Annotated in this window: 21 protein-coding genes; 6 read left to right on the forward strand and 15 right to left on the reverse strand. The window is 58.0% G+C overall.

Annotated features, from left to right (window positions below; genetic code table 11):
• Nucleotides 1-207 precede the first annotated feature (207 nt).
• From ACFO3S_RS00410 to ACFO3S_RS00420, 3 genes are all read left to right on the forward strand, one after another.
• Nucleotides 208-1,935, forward strand: coding sequence for a DEAD/DEAH box helicase (locus tag ACFO3S_RS00410; protein WP_378091067.1), 1,728 nt, complete (start codon nucleotides 208-210; stop codon nucleotides 1,933-1,935).
• Nucleotides 1,932-2,816 carry a YqhG family protein gene (locus ACFO3S_RS00415; protein WP_378091069.1) on the forward strand — a complete coding sequence of 295 codons (885 nt, stop codon included), beginning with the start codon at nucleotides 1,932-1,934 and terminating at the stop codon, nucleotides 2,814-2,816. Before ACFO3S_RS00410 ends, ACFO3S_RS00415 begins: the two co-directional genes overlap by 4 nt.
• A gap of 146 nt (nucleotides 2,817-2,962) precedes the next feature.
• On the forward strand, nucleotides 2,963-3,877 hold the full coding sequence (locus ACFO3S_RS00420) for a hypothetical protein (protein ID WP_378091073.1): 915 nt from the start codon (nucleotides 2,963-2,965) through the stop codon (nucleotides 3,875-3,877).
• Here ACFO3S_RS00420 and ACFO3S_RS00425 read toward each other — a convergent pair.
• The gene (locus ACFO3S_RS00425; RefSeq protein ID WP_378091075.1) at nucleotides 3,874-4,104 is read right to left on the reverse strand and encodes a YqzE family protein; all 231 of its coding nucleotides are present in this window, start codon (nucleotides 4,102-4,104) and stop codon (nucleotides 3,874-3,876) included. The genes ACFO3S_RS00420 and ACFO3S_RS00425 overlap by 4 nt on opposite strands.
• A 126-nt stretch (nucleotides 4,105-4,230) precedes the next feature.
• Here ACFO3S_RS00425 and ACFO3S_RS00430 point away from each other — a divergent pair, with 126 nt between their 5' ends.
• Nucleotides 4,231-4,923: an N-acetylmuramoyl-L-alanine amidase gene (locus tag ACFO3S_RS00430; protein ID WP_378091078.1), complete on the forward strand. Its 693-nt coding sequence runs from the start codon at nucleotides 4,231-4,233 to the stop codon at nucleotides 4,921-4,923.
• Here ACFO3S_RS00430 and ACFO3S_RS00435 read toward each other — a convergent pair.
• The 3 genes from ACFO3S_RS00435 to ACFO3S_RS00445 form a co-directional block, all read right to left on the reverse strand.
• Nucleotides 4,902-5,714, reverse strand: coding sequence for a divergent polysaccharide deacetylase family protein (locus ACFO3S_RS00435; RefSeq protein ID WP_378091080.1), 813 nt, complete (start codon nucleotides 5,712-5,714; stop codon nucleotides 4,902-4,904). The two genes, ACFO3S_RS00430 and ACFO3S_RS00435, sit on opposite strands and share 22 nt — an antisense overlap.
• A gap of 105 nt (nucleotides 5,715-5,819) precedes the next feature.
• Nucleotides 5,820-6,287, reverse strand: coding sequence for a WGxxGxxG family protein (locus ACFO3S_RS00440; protein WP_378092214.1), 468 nt, complete (start codon nucleotides 6,285-6,287; stop codon nucleotides 5,820-5,822).
• A 472-nt stretch (nucleotides 6,288-6,759) separates the two neighbouring features.
• Entirely contained in the window at nucleotides 6,760-7,683 is a 924-nt protein-coding gene (locus tag ACFO3S_RS00445; RefSeq protein WP_378091082.1) for a helix-turn-helix domain-containing protein, read from the reverse strand.
• A gap of 176 nt (nucleotides 7,684-7,859) precedes the next feature.
• On the opposite strand from ACFO3S_RS00445, the gene ACFO3S_RS00450 reads away from it, so the two are divergent.
• Complete coding sequence (locus tag ACFO3S_RS00450; RefSeq protein WP_378091084.1) at nucleotides 7,860-8,651, forward strand: phytanoyl-CoA dioxygenase family protein; 792 nt, start codon at nucleotides 7,860-7,862, stop codon at nucleotides 8,649-8,651.
• Between the two features lie 88 nt (nucleotides 8,652-8,739).
• Here ACFO3S_RS00450 and ACFO3S_RS00455 read toward each other — a convergent pair whose 3' ends face one another.
• The 11 genes from ACFO3S_RS00455 to ACFO3S_RS00505 all read right to left on the reverse strand — a co-directional run bounded on the left by ACFO3S_RS00455 (nucleotide 8,740) and on the right by ACFO3S_RS00505 (nucleotide 19,374).
• On the reverse strand, nucleotides 8,740-9,552 hold the full coding sequence (locus ACFO3S_RS00455; RefSeq protein WP_378091086.1) for a response regulator transcription factor: 813 nt from the start codon (nucleotides 9,550-9,552) through the stop codon (nucleotides 8,740-8,742).
• Nucleotides 9,549-10,622 (reverse strand): sensor histidine kinase, encoded by a 1,074-nt coding sequence (locus ACFO3S_RS00460; protein ID WP_378092216.1) that lies wholly within the window; start codon nucleotides 10,620-10,622, stop codon nucleotides 9,549-9,551. Before ACFO3S_RS00460 ends, ACFO3S_RS00455 begins: the two co-directional genes overlap by 4 nt.
• 175 nt (nucleotides 10,623-10,797) lie before the next feature.
• Nucleotides 10,798-11,235, reverse strand: coding sequence for a hypothetical protein (locus ACFO3S_RS00465; RefSeq protein WP_378091088.1), 438 nt, complete (start codon nucleotides 11,233-11,235; stop codon nucleotides 10,798-10,800).
• Between the two features lie 125 nt (nucleotides 11,236-11,360).
• Entirely contained in the window at nucleotides 11,361-12,140 is a 780-nt protein-coding gene (locus tag ACFO3S_RS00470; protein WP_378091090.1) for an inositol monophosphatase family protein, read from the reverse strand.
• Nucleotides 12,141-12,203: 63 nt separating this feature from the next.
• The gene (locus ACFO3S_RS00475; protein ID WP_378091092.1) at nucleotides 12,204-13,898 is read right to left on the reverse strand and encodes an ABC transporter permease; all 1,695 of its coding nucleotides are present in this window, start codon (nucleotides 13,896-13,898) and stop codon (nucleotides 12,204-12,206) included.
• Entirely contained in the window at nucleotides 13,895-15,007 is a 1,113-nt protein-coding gene (locus tag ACFO3S_RS00480; protein WP_378091095.1) for an ABC transporter ATP-binding protein, read from the reverse strand. The genes ACFO3S_RS00475 and ACFO3S_RS00480 overlap by 4 nt, the downstream gene beginning before the upstream one ends.
• Nucleotides 15,008-15,093: 86 nt before the next feature.
• Nucleotides 15,094-16,116, reverse strand: a complete 1,023-nt coding sequence (locus ACFO3S_RS00485; protein WP_378091097.1) for an ABC transporter substrate-binding protein — start codon at nucleotides 16,114-16,116, stop codon at nucleotides 15,094-15,096.
• Between the two features lie 271 nt (nucleotides 16,117-16,387).
• Nucleotides 16,388-16,870, reverse strand: a complete 483-nt coding sequence (fur, locus tag ACFO3S_RS00490) for a ferric iron uptake transcriptional regulator (protein WP_378091099.1) — start codon at nucleotides 16,868-16,870, stop codon at nucleotides 16,388-16,390.
• Between the two features lie 146 nt (nucleotides 16,871-17,016).
• Nucleotides 17,017-17,676, reverse strand: a complete 660-nt coding sequence (locus ACFO3S_RS00495) for a bifunctional 2-keto-4-hydroxyglutarate aldolase/2-keto-3-deoxy-6-phosphogluconate aldolase (RefSeq protein WP_378091101.1) — start codon at nucleotides 17,674-17,676, stop codon at nucleotides 17,017-17,019.
• 34 nt (nucleotides 17,677-17,710) lie between these two features.
• The gene (locus ACFO3S_RS00500; RefSeq protein ID WP_378091103.1) at nucleotides 17,711-18,667 is read right to left on the reverse strand and encodes a sugar kinase; all 957 of its coding nucleotides are present in this window, start codon (nucleotides 18,665-18,667) and stop codon (nucleotides 17,711-17,713) included.
• Nucleotides 18,664-19,374 carry a GntR family transcriptional regulator gene (locus ACFO3S_RS00505; protein WP_378091105.1) on the reverse strand — a complete coding sequence of 237 codons (711 nt, stop codon included), beginning with the start codon at nucleotides 19,372-19,374 and terminating at the stop codon, nucleotides 18,664-18,666. Before ACFO3S_RS00505 ends, ACFO3S_RS00500 begins: the two co-directional genes overlap by 4 nt.
• Nucleotides 19,375-19,539: 165 nt before the next feature.
• On the opposite strand from ACFO3S_RS00505, the gene ACFO3S_RS00510 reads away from it, so the two are divergent.
• On the forward strand, nucleotides 19,540-20,010 hold the full coding sequence (locus ACFO3S_RS00510; protein WP_378091108.1) for an SRPBCC family protein: 471 nt from the start codon (nucleotides 19,540-19,542) through the stop codon (nucleotides 20,008-20,010).
• Nucleotide 20,011 lies beyond the last annotated feature (1 nt).

A 20,011-nucleotide genomic window follows, 5' to 3' on the forward strand; every position in this document is an offset into this window, starting at 1 on the left:
TTCCCCGGCTTCCCCTGACTCGACTTGACCGACCGCGGACGGCAGCGAATCTCTCAACGATCGCCTATCGCCGCCGCGCCAGCGGGCCGCAGCAGCGGGACGACTCCGCGCAGTCTCCTCGCCCCGAAGGAGCGAACGGGTTTGAATCGCGCCCGATTGCTCATACTAGAAAGTGGATACCCGCGAGATCGCCTAGGAGGACTGCAGATGAATATGTCTATTCCAACCGATGCCGCCCCCCGCAAGCTGCATCCGCTCGTGGAGATGCACGTCGACCGCGGCGCATTCGAGGACTTGGAGCAGCGGGTCGAACGCAACGGTCCCTGGGACGACTGGTCGCTGTACCAGCTCGCTCTGGAAGCCGAAGAGGCGAATCTCGTCACCGACTTCCACGCGCTGAGGTGCCTGTCGCTGCTGCCGCATTTCGAGCCGATGCCTCACCAGATCGACACCGCCCGACGCGTGCTGCACGAGATGAGAGGACGCGCCATTCTCGCCGACGAGGTCGGCCTCGGCAAGACGATCGAAGCCGGCTTGATTCTTAAGGAATACCTGATTCGCGGACTGGTGAAAAAAGCGCTCGTGCTTGTGCCCGCCTCCCTCGTGCTGCAGTGGGTGCGCGAGCTGAACGGCAAATTCGACATCCCGGCCGTCGCCCAGCGCAAGGCTTATTCTTGGGACAACGACATTGTCGTCGCCTCCATGGATACGGCCAAGCGCCCCCCTCACCGCGAGACGCTGCTCGACAGCGAATACGACCTGATTATCGTGGACGAAGCCCACAAGCTGAAGAACAAGCGGACAGGCAACTATCAATTCGTGAACGAGCTTCGCAAGAAATACTGTCTGCTGCTCACCGCCACGCCCGTTCAGAACGACCTGTCCGAGCTGTACAACCTGATCACCCTGCTGAAGCCCGGCCAGCTCGGCGGCGAAGGCGACTTCGCCGCGAACTTCGTAGCCGACCGGCGCGTGCCCAAGAACGAATCCAGGCTGCAGGAAGCGCTGGGCCAAGTGATGATCCGCAATCGCCGCAGCGACGGGGGCGTCGAATTTACGAAGCGGGTCGTGACGAACGTTCCGCTCCGCCTGTCTCCGGAAGAGATGGCGCTCTACGAAGGAGTGACCGAATATGTGCGCAGGCACGCCGCCTCGGAGAGCGGGGATATGGCCAGCATGCTGTCTCTCGTCACCCTTCAGCGCGAGGTCTGCTCCAGCCGGGACGCCGTGTTCCTCACGCTGATCAATCTGTTCAAGAAGACGGCCGAGGATTCTCCGCTGCGCGCCCGAATCTGGGAGCTCGTCGAGCTGATCAAGCGGATCAAATCGAATACGAAAGCCGAGAAGGCGATGGAGCTCGTCCGAAGCCTGAACGACAAGGCGATCATCTTTACAGAATACCGGGCGACCCAGGAATACTTGCTGAAGTTCTTTAAGGAGCACGATCTGGCCGCCGTGCCTTACCGCGGCGGAATGAACCGGGGCAAGAAAGATTGGATGATGGAGCTGTTCCGCAGGCGGGCGCAGGTGATGGTTGCCACCGAAGCCGGCGGAGAGGGCATTAATCTGCAATTCTGCCATCACGTCATCAACTTCGACCTGCCCTGGAACCCGATGCGAGTCGAGCAGCGGATCGGGCGGGTGCACCGGCTCGGGCAGACGGAGGATGTGCAGATCTTTAATCTGTGCACGCTTGGAACGATCGAGGAGCATATCGTTCGTCTTCTGCACGAGAAGATTAACATGTTCGAGCTTGTCATCGGAGAGCTGGACGAGATTATTCAGCAGTTCGAGCAGGAAGACTCGCTGGAGCGCCGGCTCGCCCGGCTGGTGCTGGAGACGGAGGACGGCGAAGAGCTGCGAAAAAAAATCGACGGGCTCGGGGACACGCTGCTCGAGACGAAAAAACGGAGACAATTGGAGAACGCGACATGAATTCGAAACAGGTTCACCGCTTCGTCGTCTCCTATCTGGAGTCGAAAAACTGCCATTTTATCGAGAAAACCCCTGTCGGGGTTACGGTCAAGCTGTCCCCGGACGCGGACCGGGCGCTGTCGAACAGGCCTTATTACTGGAGCTTCGTCGACCGAACCGGAACCCCTCCGGAGACGATGACCTACCGGTGGTCGTTCGAGAATCCGGCGATGTCCGATCGGATGAACGCCTCTCCGGTATCCTACGTCATGACCGAATCCGGAAGGGTCATTCAGGAAGACGTCTACTTCGGATCGCGGCGGCTTCACCAGCTATTCGGCATCGTCCAGCAGTCCGGGCGCTGCGTCACGCTGTTCGAGGAGCCCCCTCGCGGCCGTCTCGGCCCGCTCGCGTCGCAGCCTTATACCGCATGGCTGGGCGCGAACTTCAAAGTCGGCTACGAATGCGACATGAAGCGCGAAGAATTGTACTCGTGGGGCATATCGCTCGCAACGGGCGTGATCGATGAGAAGTTCATGGACAAGCTGAAGGACCGGAGGCTGACGCCCAAGCTTCCGGCCAACGTCCATCTGCTGAAGAACGGTCTCTCCTTAAAAAAAGGAATGGTCCAGCTGGAGTCGGCGCTCGAACGAAGACTCCGCGCCGCCGATTTCTCCTGGGCCGCAGAGGCCGAAGCGCGCAGGCAGGACGAGCTGGAGCGAATTCGGCAATATTATGTTCCGATGCTGGAGCAGATGAACCATCCGGACCAGCGGGAGCAGAAGGATGCGATGACCGCCAGATTCAAGCAGCGGGAGGACGAGATCGATTGGCAGTACAGACCGCGCGTTAGCGTTTCCGTTCTCAATTGCGGCATATTCCACCTGCCGGGCATCGATTAAGCGACGAAACGCCGCCAATCGGCAAAAATAGAACCCTCCTGACCGGCGCAGGCTGACACGTTCCAACACCTTCGGCGGCGCCGGTCGGATACAATGAAGTCGACAAGCGCCGCCCAACCTGATTCCAATGAACAGCAGGTGATCAAATGATGTATCGAACAAGCCGTGCCGCCAGCCGCAGAAGGACAAGCCTACGGCTGGCGGCCACCGTCGCCATTGCGGCACTGGTGTGGTCGAGCGCGGCTCTGTCCCCATCGGCGGCGGAGACCGCAGCAGGACCGTCGGACGAGCCGCCCTCCAAGCTGGAGCGCCAGGTCGAGAGCTGGGTCACGTCTCTGTCCGAGCAGACGCCGTTCCGCGACTGGCTCACCGCCGATTCTCAAATCTCGGCGCTCGGACCCGGAACGCATAGCTGGCTGGTCCTGTTTACGAAGGAAGGGCGCGATATCGGCTACATGGTGGTGCATGCCGTCATCGACGGCTCGTTCCGGCTGGGCGAGTACGGAACGGGCCCCTATTCTCTCTACTCTGCCGACCGGCTCCATCGCTCGCTGATCGACAGCGGCCTCGCCTCGGACGGGGAGCTTGGCCGCTTGACCGCCGTCAGGCACTACGTCCACCCGTTCGCCGCCGCATGGGAAGTAGCTGTCGGGGGGCATACTTATTGGCTGGACGCCAAGACGGCGGAGCAGCTTCCCGTCAACGGTCCGCAATGGCGCTCCTTGTTCGGGAAAAGCAGTCCCGGCGCTGGAATCGCCGAAGCCTCCGCGCCGGAGACGCTTCGGCTGAACGAGACGTTCGATCCCTACGACAAGCTGCCATGGCTCGTCAAAGAGGCGCCCTTCCCCGCGAAAGACGCCCGAAAGCTGCAGAAGCGTCTCGATGAAGGAAAGCCTCTGCGTTATGTAACGGAGCCGTTCGGGGACGCGATGCTGTATGCGGCTCCGGTGATCGGCTACCTGCGCTGGTCGAGCGGTCGTGTCGACATCGCCCTGGACATGGCGGGAACGCGCTTCATCCCGCTTGATTTGTTGCTGCCCGACGGCCTTTTTTATCGCTAATTCGCGGAAGAATTCGCAGAACGCGCCGCCTCCTGGCGCGTTTTGTTTTTTCTCAGCGCCCGGCTTCCCCACCATATCCGAAGTCCGATCGGCGCAACGCCGAACCACTTGGTCAGCCAAGGCTCCTTGATCTTCCCTGCCGGCTTCTCCGGCTTCTCTTCCTTCGGACGGTCCATATAGCTGACGACCCGCTCCGTCACGTACTTCAGATATTCTGATCCATCCATACGTCCTCGCCTCCTTGCTACTAGCATGCCCGTTTCGGAAAGCGTCCAACCGTCTTGCATGGCCAACGGCAATTTGTGTCACGCTATAGAGCGGAGCTTCGCAATGAGAAACGGAGGAGAACAAATTTGCGATTAAGCCTTAGTCTGTTCATCATTGCCGGCAGCTTGTGGCTCGCGGGCGCAAACTCGTCCGCGGCCGAAGCCTACGAGCCGCCTAGCGTCAAACGAGCGCTTCCGACCGCCGACGTGCTCATCGATGCCGGGCACGGCGGCATCGACGGCGGAACCCACTGGAACGGCGTTCTCGAGAAGGATATCAACCTGGACATCTCAAGGAAGCTGTACCTGCTTCTTCGCGCCAAAGGATTGAAGGTTATCCTCAACCGCACCGGGGATTACGCGCTTAGCGACGACAATCGCTGGCATCTGACGCGCTCGCGCCACCGGCGCGATCTCTCTCAGAGGCGGGGGCTGTCCGACGAGATCGGCGCGAATCTGTTCGTGAGCATTCATGTGAACTGGTCGCCGAAAGGGAAGAAAAGAGGGCCTCTCGTCATTCATCAGCCGGAAGGTCGCAGCGCGATGCTGGCCAAATTCATCCAGGACAGCCTGAACAACCAGCAAAACAGATTCAGGCTGCCGCAGGTGGCGAACCAGTATTACTTGCTGAATCGCGTTCAGGTGCCGAGCGTCATCGTCGAGACGGCCTTTCTGAGCGACCCGGGGGATCGGGCGATGCTGACCTCGATTCCCGGACAGAACCGCATTGCCGCAGCGATCGCCAACGGGATTATCGCCTATCGATTGTGCAGCCCTTGAGCGGCGAAAGGCTCGGGAAGCGGCAGAAGACGGGTGATCGGCACAAATGCCGCCTTCCCCTTCAGTTCGGGTATGGCGGCTCGAAGCGCGTCCGAAGTCGACAGGCCGGACGGTCCGACATGACCGATGACGATGCAGCTTTCATTGGCAGCCAGCCGCTTCTTCACTTCCGCAATCTGCTTCATTACATGATGCCGCGTATAGACGTCGTCGAGGAATACGTCATTATGGAGAGTCGTAATCCCAACCTCCTTCGCCACCGCCGGAACGACGGTTCGATAGGAAGTCCGGCTGTCGAGAAAAATCAGTCCTTTTTCCTTGCACACTTGAAGGACGATTCTCATGACCCGTTTGTCGGCCGTGGCCTTCGACCCCATATGGTTGTTCATCCCGACCGCATACGGCACGTCCGCGATCGCCGCCTCTACCCGTCGGCGAATTTCTTCATCGGTCAAGTCCGTCGTAATCGCGCCGGGACCGAGCCAGCTTCGCTGCCCCTTGACCGGCTCCATCGGCAGGTGCACGATGACGTCGTGTCCGAGACGGTGGGCCGCTTCCGCATCCTTCTTCGTCGTCGGCAGGAAGGGCATGACCGCGACCGTCAAAGGAATCGGCAAGTTCAGCATCTGCTCCGTGCCCTTCATCCCGTTGCCGAAATCGTCGATCACGACGGCGATCTGGCGCTGCAGAGCCGGTGACTGCACGGATTCCGGCGCTTTCGCAGTTAACGTTCCGGCCGGGAAAAATGCAAAGCATCCGCAGATCACGGCACAGAGAACGAATCTCCTCATGTTTCCTTCGCTCCTTATTACCGGCGTCATGGGCCGATCTATGACAATGATCCCCGCCAGGCTTGCGGGCAGCCTGCGGGGATCGTCCAACAGTCCTCGTATCGGTTACCGGGCGTCTTCGCGATTCCGGCTGCGCATGCCGGCCAATCCGAACAGGCCGAGCAGACCGAGCCATCCCCAGCTGAATCCCGTTCTGGCCGGCGTCGTGTCCATTCTTCTGACCGTGTTGTCGTTCGCGCGGGCTCTCACGTTCGTCGTGTTGTTCGTATTGTTGTTGAGCGGACGATAAGTGTTCATTCGGTTCGTATCGTACGCGCCGTACGTTCCGTTCGTGCCGTTCATGCCGAAGGTGCCATTCGTATTATAACCGCCATAAGTTCCGTCAGTGGTGCGATCCAGCGGCATGCTATCCGTTCTGCCCGCATTCGGATAGTACGTTCTCGCCGGTACCGACGCGCCGTTTAACGTTCTGCTGTCTCCGGCTGTGCCCGTGCCCGCGGTCGTATGCTCCGCAAATGCGGGACTTACGCTCGCCAACGCGATACACGTACCCAGAGCCAAACTAGCCGCCATCTTGTTCAAACCTAAACCCCTCCTTAGACAATTTGAATGCCCTAATAAGGTGTCCGAGGCCGGTCAAAATATGCGATGAGGATCGGCGGCACGCCAGCCATAAGCAGGAAATCCTTCGCCGCAGGGGCGGCATAACGCCCAGCCGGAAGCATCCCGCATGTGCTGGAGCCTGTTTTTGCCAACATGGGTAAATGTACGGACCGTAATCTTCTCCCTACATAAGCTACATACGTGACAACTGTCATAATCAAACCGCAAGGTGGTGATAGATATGGGATATCCTGTTGCAGGTGATGTATGCGGTCCTAAAGGCGGAGTGGCGGGAGCCGCGGCTTTCGCACTTGTGCTCTTCGTCCTCTTGGTAATCATCTTGCGCGCCGGCTGGTGCTAACGGACGACAACGAGCTTCCCCGCCGTTCCGGAACCGTCTCGACGCGCGAGTCGGGACGGCGGGCTTTGTCTCCGTCTGCCATTATTCGGACTTGGAGGCGAGCCAGCGCAAGGAATCCGCATAGCGCTTCGGAGACAGGCCTTCGGCTTTCTTAAACAGCTTGCTGAAGTAATACAGATCTCCGATGCCGACCTTCTCGGCGATTTCTTCGATCGTATGGCGGTTCTCCCTGAGCAGCCGCTTGGCCTCTCCGATCCGGATTCCCGTCAAGTATTGGGAGACGGAAACTCCGGCCGCTTGTTTGAACAGCGTTCCGAAATATTTCGGGGACAGGTTCGCTCTTGCCGCCAGCTTCTTCAGATCGATCGGCTTCGCATAGCTTTCCTTCATATACTGGATGGCGTCGAGCATCAGGTCCGCATGGGAGTGGCTGATCCGAATCCCGTCCTCCGTCGTCAATTCCCCGTGGATCAGCCCGATCAGCTTGAGCATGGACGCCTTCAGCCAAATCTGCGCGTCGGATCGCGTCTCCTCGAAATGGCGGCACAGCTCCCTGAACGCATCGAAAAAATCGTGAACCCGCGCCGGCTTGATCCGCTCCGGAATGTCCATATCGACCAGCTCCGCATCGGGCCGGGCATGAAGCCAGCTCGAATCCGGCGTTTCCTCCGATTTCCTCCCCAAATAAACCGCATAAGGCGAAAATTCAGCCGCTTCCCCGAGAAACACGTAATCGAAATGCACGGCGAAGCAATGCATCGGCTCATTCGCCGAGACTTGCATCTCGTTCGTCCGGCGCGGACGAATGTAAAGCAGATCGCCGGGCTCCATCCGGTGAATTCGGTCTTCAATGCGAAGCGTGCCCGTTCCCTTCACGACATAAATAAATTCGTGGTCGTAGATGAACCGCTCCGAATTCAGCGCTCCCGCCGGTATGACGATCTCGTGCACGAAACGGACGTACGGCGAGATCGTTTTGTAATCGACTCGCGTAGACAAAGCCAACTCGGCTCCCTCCTTTCGACCCATGCCGTTTTTTACAAGTATATCACTTCCCAAGTTGCGTTTTATAAGGAAAGCTTAGTTTCGACTTTTTTACAAAAAAAGCGGAAGTCTCTCCATCCCCGTCTGTCTCCGGCGATTGTATGATGAAGGCATACTACCGCGAGGAGGAACAACGAATGACGACAACGCCAATAACGCAGGACCATATTGATTTTTACCGGGAAAACGGATTTGTCAAAGTCGACGATATGCTGACGGGGGAAGAGCTGGAGCTGCTGAGAACTTGCCTGGAGGAAGCCATGCAGATGCCAAGCGACCGCTCCGTGCAGACAGACAAGCAGGGAGGACTGTATTACCGCGTACTGAATCAGAAGGTCAACACCTGGAGAGATCATGCCCTGATGGGCAAATTCAGCTTCCACGAGAGATTCGCCCAATCCGCTCTGCAGCTGACGGGCGCCGATCGGATTCGGCTGTTCCATGATCATGGCCTCTGGAAGATGCCGCAGGACTCCAAGCCGACGCCGTGGCACCAGGATACGCCATACTGGCCGATCAACGAAGCGGAGCAGGGCATGATGTCCATCTGGATCGCGCTGGACGACGTCGACGAGCGGAACGGCTGCATGGCCTTCATTCCGAAGTCGCACAAGCTGGGCAAGCTGCACGGCATCGATTTCCTGGATCCGCAAAACATTTTCGACTACGTCGAAGGCGGACAGCTGGACGACCGCAAGCCCGTCGTCGTGCCGCTGAAGGCGGGAAGCTGCACGTTCCATAACGGCCTGACCTTCCACTACGCCCATGCCAACGAGACCGATCGGCCGCGCCGGGCGCTGGCGATCATCTACATGCCAGACGACATTACGTTCAGCGGCGCGTCTCATCCGATCACGAACGGATTAAATCTGGAGAAGGGCGACGTCCTCAAGGGGCCTCTGTTTCCGCTGCTTGCCGGTCGCGAGTAGAATCCGATAAAAGCGGAAGAGCCCGAATCATCTTTGCCGTACTTGCGGCAGAGATTCGAGCTCTTCCGCCGTCGCAATGCCCGGCGGACTAGCGGCTTGCTCCCGGCGGGGTCCCTTCGGCTTCCGGAAGATAATATTGGCGGAACTCCGTAGGGGTCAGACCGATCTGCTTTTTGAACAGCGTACTGAAGTAACGGGAGTCGGGATATCCGACCTTGTCGGCGATCTCGTACACTTTGTTCCGTTCGTCCATTAGCAGCTCAGCCGCTTTCTTAATCCGGTAATTGGTGCAATATTCGAGAAACGTATAGGACGTTTTGCTCTTAAACAGCTTGCTTAGATAGCTTTCGCTAATATGCAGATGGTCCGCAATGTTCTTCAGGGAAAAATTTCTCTCCACGTTCGCTTCGATATAGGCGATCGCCTCCGACAAGTACCGGTCGTTCGGCTTGGCGCCGTACGCCAGCTTCCCGTGCAGCCCGATGTGATCCGCCGAACGTTCTCGAAGCGCCAGATCGTATTCCCGCTTTCTGCAGACCGCCTCGACCGTCTTCGTCAGCACGGCGTCCAGCTCTTCGTCGTCGATCGGCTTCAGAATGAAGCCTTGCGCGCCCAGATCGACGGCCGCCTTGGCATATTTGAAATCGCTGAAGCCGGTAATCAGAATGAACTCCGTATCGCTCGTCTCCCGACTCCTTCTCATCATCTCGATTCCGTCCAAGCCCGGCATTCGGATATCGGTAATGACAATATCGGGCCGAAGCTTGTCGATCAGCCTGACCCCCTCCAGCCCGTCTCCGACTTCGCCGATGACCTCGCAGCCGTAGTCTTGCCACGGCGTCGTCATGACCAGACCTTTGCGCAGCAGATGCTCGTCCTCGATAACGATAATTTTGATCATGCCGTCTCCTCCTTCGGCCGGTAAGGAATCCGCAGCGCTACCCGCGTGCCGACGCCGGATTCGCTTTCAATGTCGAGCCCGTAGGCTTCCCCGTAATAGAGGCGAATCCGATTATGCACGTTGCTGATTCCGATGCCGCCTTGATGCGTCCAGCCGCGAATGGCCGCCAGCGTCTCTTCGTTCATCCCGATCCCGTTGTCCTTGATCTCCACTTCAAGCTCGTCTCCGCGCCTCCTGCAGACGATGCTCAAATCCACGTTGCCAATCTGATTCTCGAAGCCGTGAACGACAGCGTTCTCGACGAGGGGATGGAGGAGCAGGCGGGGGATCTCGGCGTCCATAGCGTCGTCGTCGATGCCTACGTTCACATGCAGCCGGTCCGCGAAACGAATGCGCTGGATGTACAGATAATGCTTGATCAGCTCCATCTCCGAGCCCAGCGTCGTCACCTCGTCTTCCACGTGAATCATGCCTCTAAGCAGCCGAGCGAGCTGTACGACGATGCCGCTGATTTCTTTCGTCCGGTTCATCTTCGCGTTCCATTTGATCAGATCGAGCGTGTTGTAGATAAAATGGGGATTAAGCTGCGCCTGCAGCGCCTTCATCTCCGCGACGCGAAGCCGCCGCTGCTCGTCCTTGGCGCTGGCGATCAAATCTTTGATCTGCGTCGCCATCGCATTAAAGCCGCTGGCCACGATACCGAACTCGTCGACGCGCCGGGAGTCGATCCGAACCGACAAATCTCCCATCGAGATGCGCTTCATCGCGTGCGCGAGCTCGAAGATCGGTCTGGACACATATTTCGAGAGCTTATAAGCGCACCAGAGGCAGATGACGAGACTAATCGCCGCTGCCGCGGCGAATAAACCTTGAATATAGCCCATGCTTTGCTCTACGATCGCGTCGGGAGAATAGCCGAATACGGACAACCCCATCTTCTCCGAGACTTCGAACTGCAGCAGATTCCCGGTGCCGATCCCTTCGAGGTTCCGCTCCAGCGTTCCTTCCCGTTCAGGCTGCTTCGTATGAATGACCGTGTAAGCATGCTTGTCCAGCACGACGAAATCCATAGCGAAGGGCGCATCGTAAGCGCTTACGATATCGGCAATCAGCGAGCGCGGGAAATCGACGATCAGATAGCCCAGCAGCTCGCCGGAGGCCGAATGCAGCGTTTGTACGAGACTAAGCACAACCTTGTTTCCCGTCTCGCTCTCGTAAGCGTGCGGATAGACGCGAATCTCGCCTTCACTCTCGTGAGCGGTGCGGAAGATGCCCCATCCGCGATACTTGACAGGGTTGTAGATCGACGGCAGCTCCCGAGTGGAATAGTGGACGCTGCCGTCGGCACGGATCAAATATAAGGCCGCTTTGTTTTTCTTGCCTGCCAGCAGCAGATGCACGCTGTTCGACATTTTTCTTCAGCTCGGCATTCCCCCGAAGCAGCGCCTGGCGCACCTCCGGCAGCTCGCCGATCGTGCTCATCATGCCGCTGTACTCCTCCGAGAGTGCATCGAACCTCTCGGCGGCTCCGGCTACCTTGTCGTGGAGCTGTTGTCGATACTGGTCGAGAAAGAAGCGTTTCGAGAAGCCGTACGTCATCGAGCCAATGATGAGCAGCGGGATGACGCCGACCAGGATGAAAAATATAAGCAATTTGTTATAGAAGCTTACCGAGTTCCGCATGCGGATGTCTCCTTCGGCGATTCAGAGCTGTCGGTTGCGCGTGAACGTCCGCTTTCTTCTAATGAGAATAACGTATATTCAAGAAACCGCGCAACCGCCAACGAATGGCAGTCTCCGAGGAGAGCCTACCCGGCCGATCGGACCAGCGCTCTCAGTTCCTCGTGAACGAGACCGTTCGTCGCGATCAAATCGATGCGAGCCATCGCGCTCTGAATCGGCTTGCCCTCCCAATCCGTCGCCCGGCCTCCGGCCTCCTCCAGCAAGATCAGCCCGGCCGCCACATCCCAGACGTTCAGGTCGAGTTCGAAATAACCGTCAATCCGACCTGCCGCCACGTAGGCCAAATCCAGAGAAGCCGGACCCTTGCGCTTCAGATCCTGGCAGGCCGAGAATACTTTCTCCGCCGCCCGGAACATCGTCGGCGCGGAAACCTTCCTGTCGTAAGGAAATCCGAACCCGAAGATGCAGGCTTGCGCTTCATCGTTCCGCGATACGGAGAGCCGTTCGCCGTTCAGCCACGCCCCGGAATCGGACAGCGCAGTGAACAGCTCGTCGTTAAACGGATTGTAGACGATGCCGAACCGGCGATCCGGCCCGACGTATGCGACCGATATCGCCACGTGCGGATAGCCGTGAATCAGATTAGTCGTACCGTCGATCGGATCGAGAATCCATTTCGCCTTTCGCGTCGCATACTCGTTCGTCTCGTTCTCTTCGGAGATGAACTCCGCTTCCGGCTCCAGCTCGCGTAATGCCCGGTTTAGCGCGCTTTGAACGGCCAGATCGATATTCGTGACATAGTTGGCGAACCCTTTTTCCTCGACGCTCAGCTCCCTGCTCCCGCCGCGAACGATCTCGCCGGCCGCTCTCACGCAGGCGATCGTCTTTTCCAGCAGCTGTTCCATCGTTCGTTCTCTCCCTCCGTTGCCCGCTTCTATTCTCCATTTCGCCCCTTGAACAGGGACCCTTTACATCATAACGCTTCTGCCGCCGGAAAACTTGTTAAAGATGACGAGCGAGACAACCGTCGCCACCGAAAGGATCGACGCGAGCGCGGCCGCCGTACCGAAGCTGTCCTTGAAAATCTCCGTAAATATCGCGACCGAGATCGTCCCCGTCCTTCCGGAGAACAGGATCAGGGTGGAGCTGAGCTCGTTGATCGTCTGAACCCAGCTGAGAATTGCGCCGGAGAACAAGCCGGGCAGCATCAGCACCGCAGTTGTCTTGAAGAATGTGCGCATCGGCGGAACGCCGAGACTGATCGACGCCTCCTCGATGCTTGGATCGATCTGATACAAAATTGCCGTGCTCGACCGGAGAATAAATGGCAGCTTGCGGATAATATAGGATACGACGATGATCGTCACCGTGCCGGTCAGAATCAGCGGCGCCTTGTTGAACGCTGTAATTAGGCCGATCCCGAGGACGGAGCCGGGAATCACGTACGGGAACATCGCCAGCGAATCGAGCAGCGACGACAGCAGCGACCTTCTGCGGACGACGACGTAGCTCAGCAGCAGGCCGATGACGATCATGATGACGATGGCGATGCTGGCGAAATAAAACGTATTGACGATATTTTTCGACAGCTTAAATCCGATCGCCTTATAGCTGTCAAGGCTGAAGCCGCTGACGAACAACGGCCCTCTCGTCTTGATGAACGAGGTGACGAACACGACAATCTGCGGCGTAACCGCGAGCAAAGATACCGCGAAGGCGATCGCCGTCAGCAGCGAGCGCTTGCCGAGCTTCAGCCTCTGCACCGCAGGGGGGCGAAGGGCGCTCATGCGGTAGTTTTTGCGAGAGACGATATATTTCTGAACGAACAGCACGAGCAGCGCGCACAGGACGATGACCGTGCTCAGCGTGCTGGCCAGATAAACGTCGCCCCCGATGTCGCTCATGAACTCTTCGTAGACGACGACGGGCAGCACCTTGTAGCCTTCGGCGATAAGCAGCGGCGTGCCGAAATCGGCGAGCGAGGTCATAAAAACGACAATCGCGCCGGCGCTGATCGAAGGCAGGATGACCGGGAACGTCAGCGTCAACAGCTTGCGAATGCGGGACATGCCGAGATTTTCGGCCGCTTCCTCGAGCGAGCTGTCCATATTGGAGAGCGCTCCGGATACGTACATGTAGACGAACGGAAACAGCTTCAGCGTAAAAACGAGCAGCATGCCGTGAAACCCGTAAATCGTCGGAAGCACGATGCCGATTTTCTCGAACAGATTCGTAATGAATCCGTTGCGCCCAAGCAGCAAAATCCACGAATACGCCCCGATGAACGGCGGAGACAGCAGGCTCAGCACGATCATAATATTAATGACGGATTTCCCCCATACGTTAAATCTCGTCATCATGTAGGCGAGCGGGACGCCGATCAGCGTCGCCAGCACTGTCGTCAGCGCCGACACCGTCAAGCTGTGCTTAAGCGTATTGAAGTAATAGGGCGTCGTGAAAAAGTCGTAGAAATTCACGAAGCTGAGCCGGTTCGTCTCCGGGTGGTACAAGCTTTTCAGAAACAACGAGGAGAACGGATAGACGAGGAAAACGATCATCAGCGCCAGCAGCGCGACGCTGACGACGATCCAGAACGAAGGCCTTCGCCAGCTTCTGCGCACCGCCCCCGGCACCGCCGTCGGATCGATCGCCGGACTGCTCATCGAATCGCCTCCCCGGTATCCGGACGATAGAGGTGGAGCTTGGCCGTATTGAAGCGTATTCCGACCCGGTCGCCGACGGCTCGCAGCACATCGGTATCCTTCGCGTATTCGTTCACTTCGACCAACTGCCCGCCCCCCAGCTCGACCTCATAACTGATGTAATCCCCCAGGAACGTCACGAGCGATATGCGGCCTTCCGCATCGCCGCCGTGCGTTTCGGTCAGATGAATATCCTCCGGACGGATGGCCAGACGAACGCTGCCGGCATACGCGGGCCGCCCGCTCACGGGGATCGCGCCAAATCCCGGCACGCTTACGGCGGCAGACGCTCCCGGTCCCGAAGCATCGGAGGCCGGGGGAACTCCGGATTCGGTCAACTCTCCGTCCAGGAAGTTCGTCGTTCCGATGAAGCCGGCCACGAAAGCCGTTGCCGGCTTCGAATAGATGTCCTGCGGCGTGCCGATCTGCTCGACGACGCCCGAATTCATGACCGCGATCCGATCCGACATTGCCAGCGCTTCCTCTTGGTCGTGGGTTACGTAGATGGTCGTAATGTTCAATTCCTTCTGAATTTTTTTGATCGCGGTTCGCATGTCGATTCTTAGCTTCGCATCCAGATTGCTCAGCGGCTCGTCCATAAGCAGAATCGTCGGATGAATGACGAGCGCTCGCGCCAACGCGACCCTCTGCTGCTGGCCGCCGCTGAGCTGGGAAGGATCGCGGTCGCGATACTGCTCGATATGCATCAGCTTCAGCATTTCGCTTACTCTGGCAGCGATCTCCGTTTTCGGGAGCTTGCGGGCCTTCAGACCGTAAGCGACGTTTTTGTGAATCGTCATATGTGGAAAGATGGCGTAGTTCTGGAACACCATCCCGATATTTCGCTGATAAGCCGGGATGTCGTTCATGACCCGGTCGTCGAACAAAATCTGCCCATTCTCGATGGAATTGAAGCCGGCGATCATGCGGAGCAGCGTCGTTTTGCCGCAGCCCGACGGGCCGAGTATCGTGAAAAACTCGCCCTCCTGGATCGAAAAGTCGATGCCGTTGACCGCCGTATTGTCACCATATTTCTTGGTCAGATTGCGGAAAGTTACGCTGTGGCTCATCTGATCACTCCTGTCTCGTTGGGGGAAGCGGACTCCGGAATTCCTTCCGGAGCCCGGCCCCTCGATTCCGCTTGCTGCTTATTGGCTTATTGGCCTCCGACGATGAATTCCTTCCACTTCTTCGTAATCATCTCTTTGTTCTCAATCGCCCAGTCCATGTCGTATTCGACTTTCACGAGCTGGTCCAGCGGAACCATGCCCTTCGGTTCCTGAAGATCCGTCCGCACCGTACGGCGGTAGATATCTCCGATATGGGATTGAACCTCCTTGCTGAGCAGGAAATCAACGAACTTCTGAGCGTTCTCCATGTTTTTCGCGCCTTTGACAATGCCGAGGCCGGACGTCAGCAGCGTATTCCCGTCGGACGGATAGACGATCTCCAGATCCGCTCCGGATTCGACATACTTCAATGCCCCTTGCTCGTAGGTGACGCCTACGCTGTATTCGCCGTCGGAGACGCCCTTGAACGTGCCGGAGGAGCTGCTGATCAGCTTGCCGTCCAGATTGTCGACGAACCGCTTGATCAGATCCATCCCCTGCTCGCGGTCAGGCTTGGACAAAATCATGTTCACGACTGCCGTAAACGAGGAGCCCGACTTGACCGGATCGGCGTGCGCGATTTTGCCTTTCCACTTCGGATCGGTCAGATCCTCCCAGCTCTTCGGCGCCTCTTCCTCCTTCACCAGCTTCGGATTGTAGATGATGACCATCGGCTCCAGATTAAAGCCGTACCACGTGTTGTTCGGGCTTTTCGCTTCGGGAATCAGACTGTCGAGCTCCGTGCTCCTGTACGGCTCCAGCAGATCTTCCACGACCGCGTACCCGTCCACGAAGCCTCCCCACAGCACATCGCCCAACGGATTGTCTTTCTCTGCCCGGATTCTGGCGATCAGCTCTCCCGTTCCTGCGCCGACAAGATTGACCGTAATGCCGGTCTTCTCCTGAAACTCCTTCACGATCGGATCGGACCAGTCCGCCGCATGCGAGTAATAAAGCGTAAGGGAATCGGACTTTCCTCCCTCTTGACCTTGGCCGCTCGAGCCGCATCCTGCAGCGATCACGCTGGCCGCAAGCAGCACCGCCGTCACGCCTGCCCATTTTTTTCTCATCCCGATGTCCTCCCTTGTTTGATTTTCAAGTTCATTCTAAAGCGCTTTCAGAATCCTCACAACGTAACAATCCGGCACTTTTGTTTGTAATCAAGCACACTTTCTCTGTAAAAATTGCCCAACTAGCCAAATCGCCTTCGGCGTCCTCTAGACGCGGAATCGCGTTTTTTTCGGAGGGGATTCAGATCAGGATAGCGAATTTTATAATTTCCGAATCACTAAAAAACCTGCCGATTCGCTGGAATAGCGGTCGGCAGGTTGCGTTCGCGGCTCAGGAAACGGCTTTTCCCGTCTTCTTGCACGCTTTGCTGTTGTTTTTGCAGGTATGATAGACGCCCATAAAATCAAGGCGATGATCGGTCACCTTAAAGCCGTATTCGTTCGCGACGCGCTGTTCCAGCTCGTGCAGCCAGTCGTCCTGAATCTCCTCCAGCGCTCCGCATACTCTGCACACCAGATGATGATGCATATGATCGTGCCCCTCCTGGCGGAGGTCGAAGCGAGCCACTCCGTCTCCGAAGTTCATCTTCTGCACGATCTGCAATTCCGCGAGCAGCTCCAAAGTCCGGTATACCGTAGCCAGACCGATCTCCGGAAACTTCTGTCGCACCAGCATGAACACATCTTCCGCGCTTAAGTGATCGCTCTCGTTCTCCAGCAGCACCTTCAGAGTAATCTCGCGCTGCGGCGTCAGCTTATATCCGTTAACGGTCAACTGCCGATTGATTTTGTCGATTTGCTCCACGATATCCATCCTATGGACACCCCCCGCTTCATTAAGAGTCGTTTTTGTCGTCACTCTCTCATCATAGCGAAATTGGGCGAAAAAATCAAAGCAAAAACCAACATTTTCCATGAGCGGCAGGACGGCTCGACGGTCATGAACGCCGGGCGGGCCGCTTACCGGCCCTTGGCCGCCTTAAACGCCTGCACATACTGGGCGGCACGGGCGGCTACGAGGCTCAGATCGCCCTTCTTCACCGCTTCGTTCGTCAGATCGGAGCCGATGCCGACGGCAACCGCTCCCGCCGAGATCCAATCGCCGACATTGTCCAGCGTCACTCCGCCGGTCGGCATGATGTTCGCTTGCGGCAGCGGGCCTTTGATCGCCTTGATCGCCGACGGCGTCGTGCTCGGGAACAGCTTGACGATATCGACGCCCAGCTCCAGCGCCTCCTGGATCTCCTTGATCGTCATGACGCCGGGCATGACCGGGATCCGGTATCGATTGCACAGCGCGACGGTCGCAGCGTTAAGCGACGGGCCGACGACGAACTCGGAGCCGCTCAGAATGGCGGCCCGCGCCGTCTCCGGGTCGAGCACCGTGCCGACGCCGATGATCGCAAACTTGCCCGGATCGCTCGTCGTGCTGGAGTACTTCGCCGCCAGCTTCTCGATCGCCTTCAAAGCCGAAGGCACCGTCATCGTCACTTCGATCGCTTTAATGCCGCCCGCGATCGCCTGTTCCGCCATCTCCGCCACTTCGTTGGCGTCCTTTCCCCTCAGCACGGCGACGACGCCGTGCTCGACAATATGCTGAATCGTTTGCAGCTTCTTCATCTGTTTCCTCCGCCTTTCCGAATCATCGTTAGTCCTAACGCTCGACGTGCGCCACGTTGTTCAGCACGGCGTCCGTCTCGGCCCGTGTCGGCAAGCCTTCCCAATCTCCGACCATCTGGACGACAAGAGAGCCGACCAGATTGCCGAGCCTCACCGACTCGACCGGATCGAAGCCGCGCAGAAGCCCGGACAGAAATCCGGCACAGAAGCCGTCTCCGGCTCCGATTGGATCGACGAAATGCTTCGCCCGGAAATAAGGAACAGCCTCAACCTTGTCCGGGCGGACGACATAAGTCTCCTCGTTGCCGCCCTTAAGGATCGTTTGGGCTTTCAATCCTCTTAACCGCGCGACGATCTCGTCGAAGTCTTCCGTATCGTACAGAAGCTTCAGCTCGTCCAGGCCAGGCAGAAAATAGTCGGCTTCCTCCGCCAGCTCAAGCAATGTGCGCCTCGCTTCGTCCAGCCCCCACAGCTTCAAGCGCAAATTCGGGTCGAACACCACCTTCGTTCCGCTCGACTTCGCGATGCGGATCGCTTCCCGGACCGTATCTCCGCAGCTGGCGCCGAGAGCCGGCGTAATGCCTGTGACATGCAGATACTTGGCCTGACCGATATAATCGGCGTCCAGATGATCCGGCCGGATTCGGCTGGCGGCCGATCCCCTGCGGTAATAATAGACCGACGTTTTGCCCGCCAGCTGCTCCCGCAGCATGAGCCCCGTCGGGGCTTCGTCCGTCAGCCCCGCTCTCGACACGTCGACTCCTTCTCCTCGAATCGCTTTCAGAATGTGGCGGCCCATCGGGTCGTCTCCCAACAGGCCGAACCAGCCGACGCGATGACCGAGACGAGCCAATCCGATCGCGACGTTGCTCTCGGCTCCGCCGAACGACTTGCTCATGCCGTCGCTGTGCTCGATCCCCTTCGGTCCGCCCATGAGCAGCGTCATCGTCTCCCCGAAGGTGACGACCTCCGGCCGCGGTAGTTGCGTCATCGTTCCTTCCTCCCTGTGAGTCGTTCTTCGGTTTGCTTGCTGCGATCCATCCTTCCCCATACTTCTCTTAGGTGAAGAACGTAGAGCCGCCGGATCTCCTCCTCGTCCCCCGTCCTGAGCACTTCAATGAGCGGCTCGTGGCCGACGGCGATCGAGAGGAGATCCGGGAAATACAGCTTGTTCGTAACGGCCAAAAACCGATTCAGCTTATGGGCAATCTGCCGCCAAAGCTGGAGAATCGTCCGATTGCCCGACTTCACGTAGAAAAACTCGTGAAACTCCATATCCCGGTCGATGAACCGGAACAGGTCGTCCTCGTGAGCCGCTTTAACCATTCCCTCGTAGATCGCATTGAGCCGTTCGTAATCGGCGCTCTCTAGACGAGGGATCGTTCTGCGCACCGCGTCCCATTCGATCAGTTCCCGCAGGGCATAGAGCTCTTCGATCTCCTCCTGCTTGATCTCGGCGACGATGGAGCCCTTGTTCGCCTTGCCGACGAGCAGCCCTTCCTGCTTCAGCCGCTCCATCGCCTCCCGAACCGGAGCCTGGCTGACGCCCAGAGCGCTTGCGACCTCCAGCACGAGCAGCCGGTAGCCCGGGGAGAGCTCCCCCCGGACGATCGATTCGCGCAAACCCAAATACACTTGCTCGCTCAGCGAAGTTCCTCGTTCGTCCAGTCGAAACGGAATGATGCATCCCTCATTCATTTTTATCGATATTATTATCGATAATCTTATCGATAAGAAAAGTGTAGCATTCGGCCCGACAGCCGTCAATGCTCCGTAACCACTAGTAAAAGAGGAGGCAAGACGTCTGCACGTCCGCTATAATGGATGTACGTTCAACTATTTTGTCCGAAAAGGAGCAAAGCGATGATCCCTCTCACCCGCGCGCCCGTGGCGCACGCGCAAATGCTGATCAGAAAGCCGGTCGAGCAAGTATTCGAAGCGTTCGCGGATCCGGCGGTTACGACAAAGTTCTGGTTTACGAAAAGCAGCGGCAGGCTGGAGGAAGGCAGAAGCATTCGTTGGGAATGGGAAATGTACGGGGTAGGCACCGATGTCGAGGTCAAGCGGGTCGTGCCCAATGAACGAATCGTCATCGAATGGGGAGCTCCGAACCCCAGCACCGTCGAGTGGACGTTCGTTCCTCAAGAAGAAGGGACGTTCGTTACCGTTAAGAATTCCAATTTCAATGGGAACGGCGACGAGATCGTCGCCGAAGCGATCGACTCCATGGGCGGCTTTACGATGGTGCTGTGCGCGCTTAAGGCGCTGCTGGAGCACGGCGTCGTCTTGAACGTTGTCGCCGATCGCGCCCCGGACAGCCGCTCGGAATCGTAAT

Origin of the sequence: Cohnella hongkongensis, from assembly GCF_042654645.1 — a bacterium.
Taxonomy (GTDB): domain Bacteria; phylum Bacillota; class Bacilli; order Paenibacillales; family Paenibacillaceae; genus Cohnella; species Cohnella hongkongensis.

Coding starts and splice junctions, on each gene's coding strand:
- ACFO3S_RS00510 (WP_378091108.1), top strand. CDS start 19,540: ATGATCCCTCTCACCCGCGCGCCCGTGGCGCACGCGCAAATGCTGATC.
- ACFO3S_RS00455 (WP_378091086.1), bottom strand. CDS start 9,552: ATGATCAAAATTATCGTTATCGAGGACGAGCATCTGCTGCGCAAAGGT.
- ACFO3S_RS00475 (WP_378091092.1), bottom strand. CDS start 13,898: ATGAGCAGTCCGGCGATCGATCCGACGGCGGTGCCGGGGGCGGTGCGC.
- ACFO3S_RS00425 (WP_378091075.1), bottom strand. CDS start 4,104: ATGGATGGATCAGAATATCTGAAGTACGTGACGGAGCGGGTCGTCAGC.
- ACFO3S_RS00500 (WP_378091103.1), bottom strand. CDS start 18,667: ATGACGCAACTACCGCGGCCGGAGGTCGTCACCTTCGGGGAGACGATG.
- fur (WP_378091099.1), bottom strand. CDS start 16,870: ATGGATATCGTGGAGCAAATCGACAAAATCAATCGGCAGTTGACCGTT.
- ACFO3S_RS00495 (WP_378091101.1), bottom strand. CDS start 17,676: ATGAAGAAGCTGCAAACGATTCAGCATATTGTCGAGCACGGCGTCGTC.
- ACFO3S_RS00465 (WP_378091088.1), bottom strand. CDS start 11,235: ATGCGGAACTCGGTAAGCTTCTATAACAAATTGCTTATATTTTTCATC.
- ACFO3S_RS00440 (WP_378092214.1), bottom strand. CDS start 6,287: ATGGCGGCTAGTTTGGCTCTGGGTACGTGTATCGCGTTGGCGAGCGTA.
- ACFO3S_RS00505 (WP_378091105.1), bottom strand. CDS start 19,374: ATGAATGAGGGATGCATCATTCCGTTTCGACTGGACGAACGAGGAACT.
- ACFO3S_RS00450 (WP_378091084.1), top strand. CDS start 7,860: ATGACGACAACGCCAATAACGCAGGACCATATTGATTTTTACCGGGAA.
- ACFO3S_RS00485 (WP_378091097.1), bottom strand. CDS start 16,116: ATGAGAAAAAAATGGGCAGGCGTGACGGCGGTGCTGCTTGCGGCCAGC.
- ACFO3S_RS00460 (WP_378092216.1), bottom strand. CDS start 10,622: ATGGATTTCGTCGTGCTGGACAAGCATGCTTACACGGTCATTCATACG.
- ACFO3S_RS00420 (WP_378091073.1), top strand. CDS start 2,963: ATGATGTATCGAACAAGCCGTGCCGCCAGCCGCAGAAGGACAAGCCTA.
- ACFO3S_RS00435 (WP_378091080.1), bottom strand. CDS start 5,714: ATGAGGAGATTCGTTCTCTGTGCCGTGATCTGCGGATGCTTTGCATTT.
- ACFO3S_RS00480 (WP_378091095.1), bottom strand. CDS start 15,007: ATGAGCCACAGCGTAACTTTCCGCAATCTGACCAAGAAATATGGTGAC.
- ACFO3S_RS00410 (WP_378091067.1), top strand. CDS start 208: ATGAATATGTCTATTCCAACCGATGCCGCCCCCCGCAAGCTGCATCCG.
- ACFO3S_RS00470 (WP_378091090.1), bottom strand. CDS start 12,140: ATGGAACAGCTGCTGGAAAAGACGATCGCCTGCGTGAGAGCGGCCGGC.
- ACFO3S_RS00415 (WP_378091069.1), top strand. CDS start 1,932: ATGAATTCGAAACAGGTTCACCGCTTCGTCGTCTCCTATCTGGAGTCG.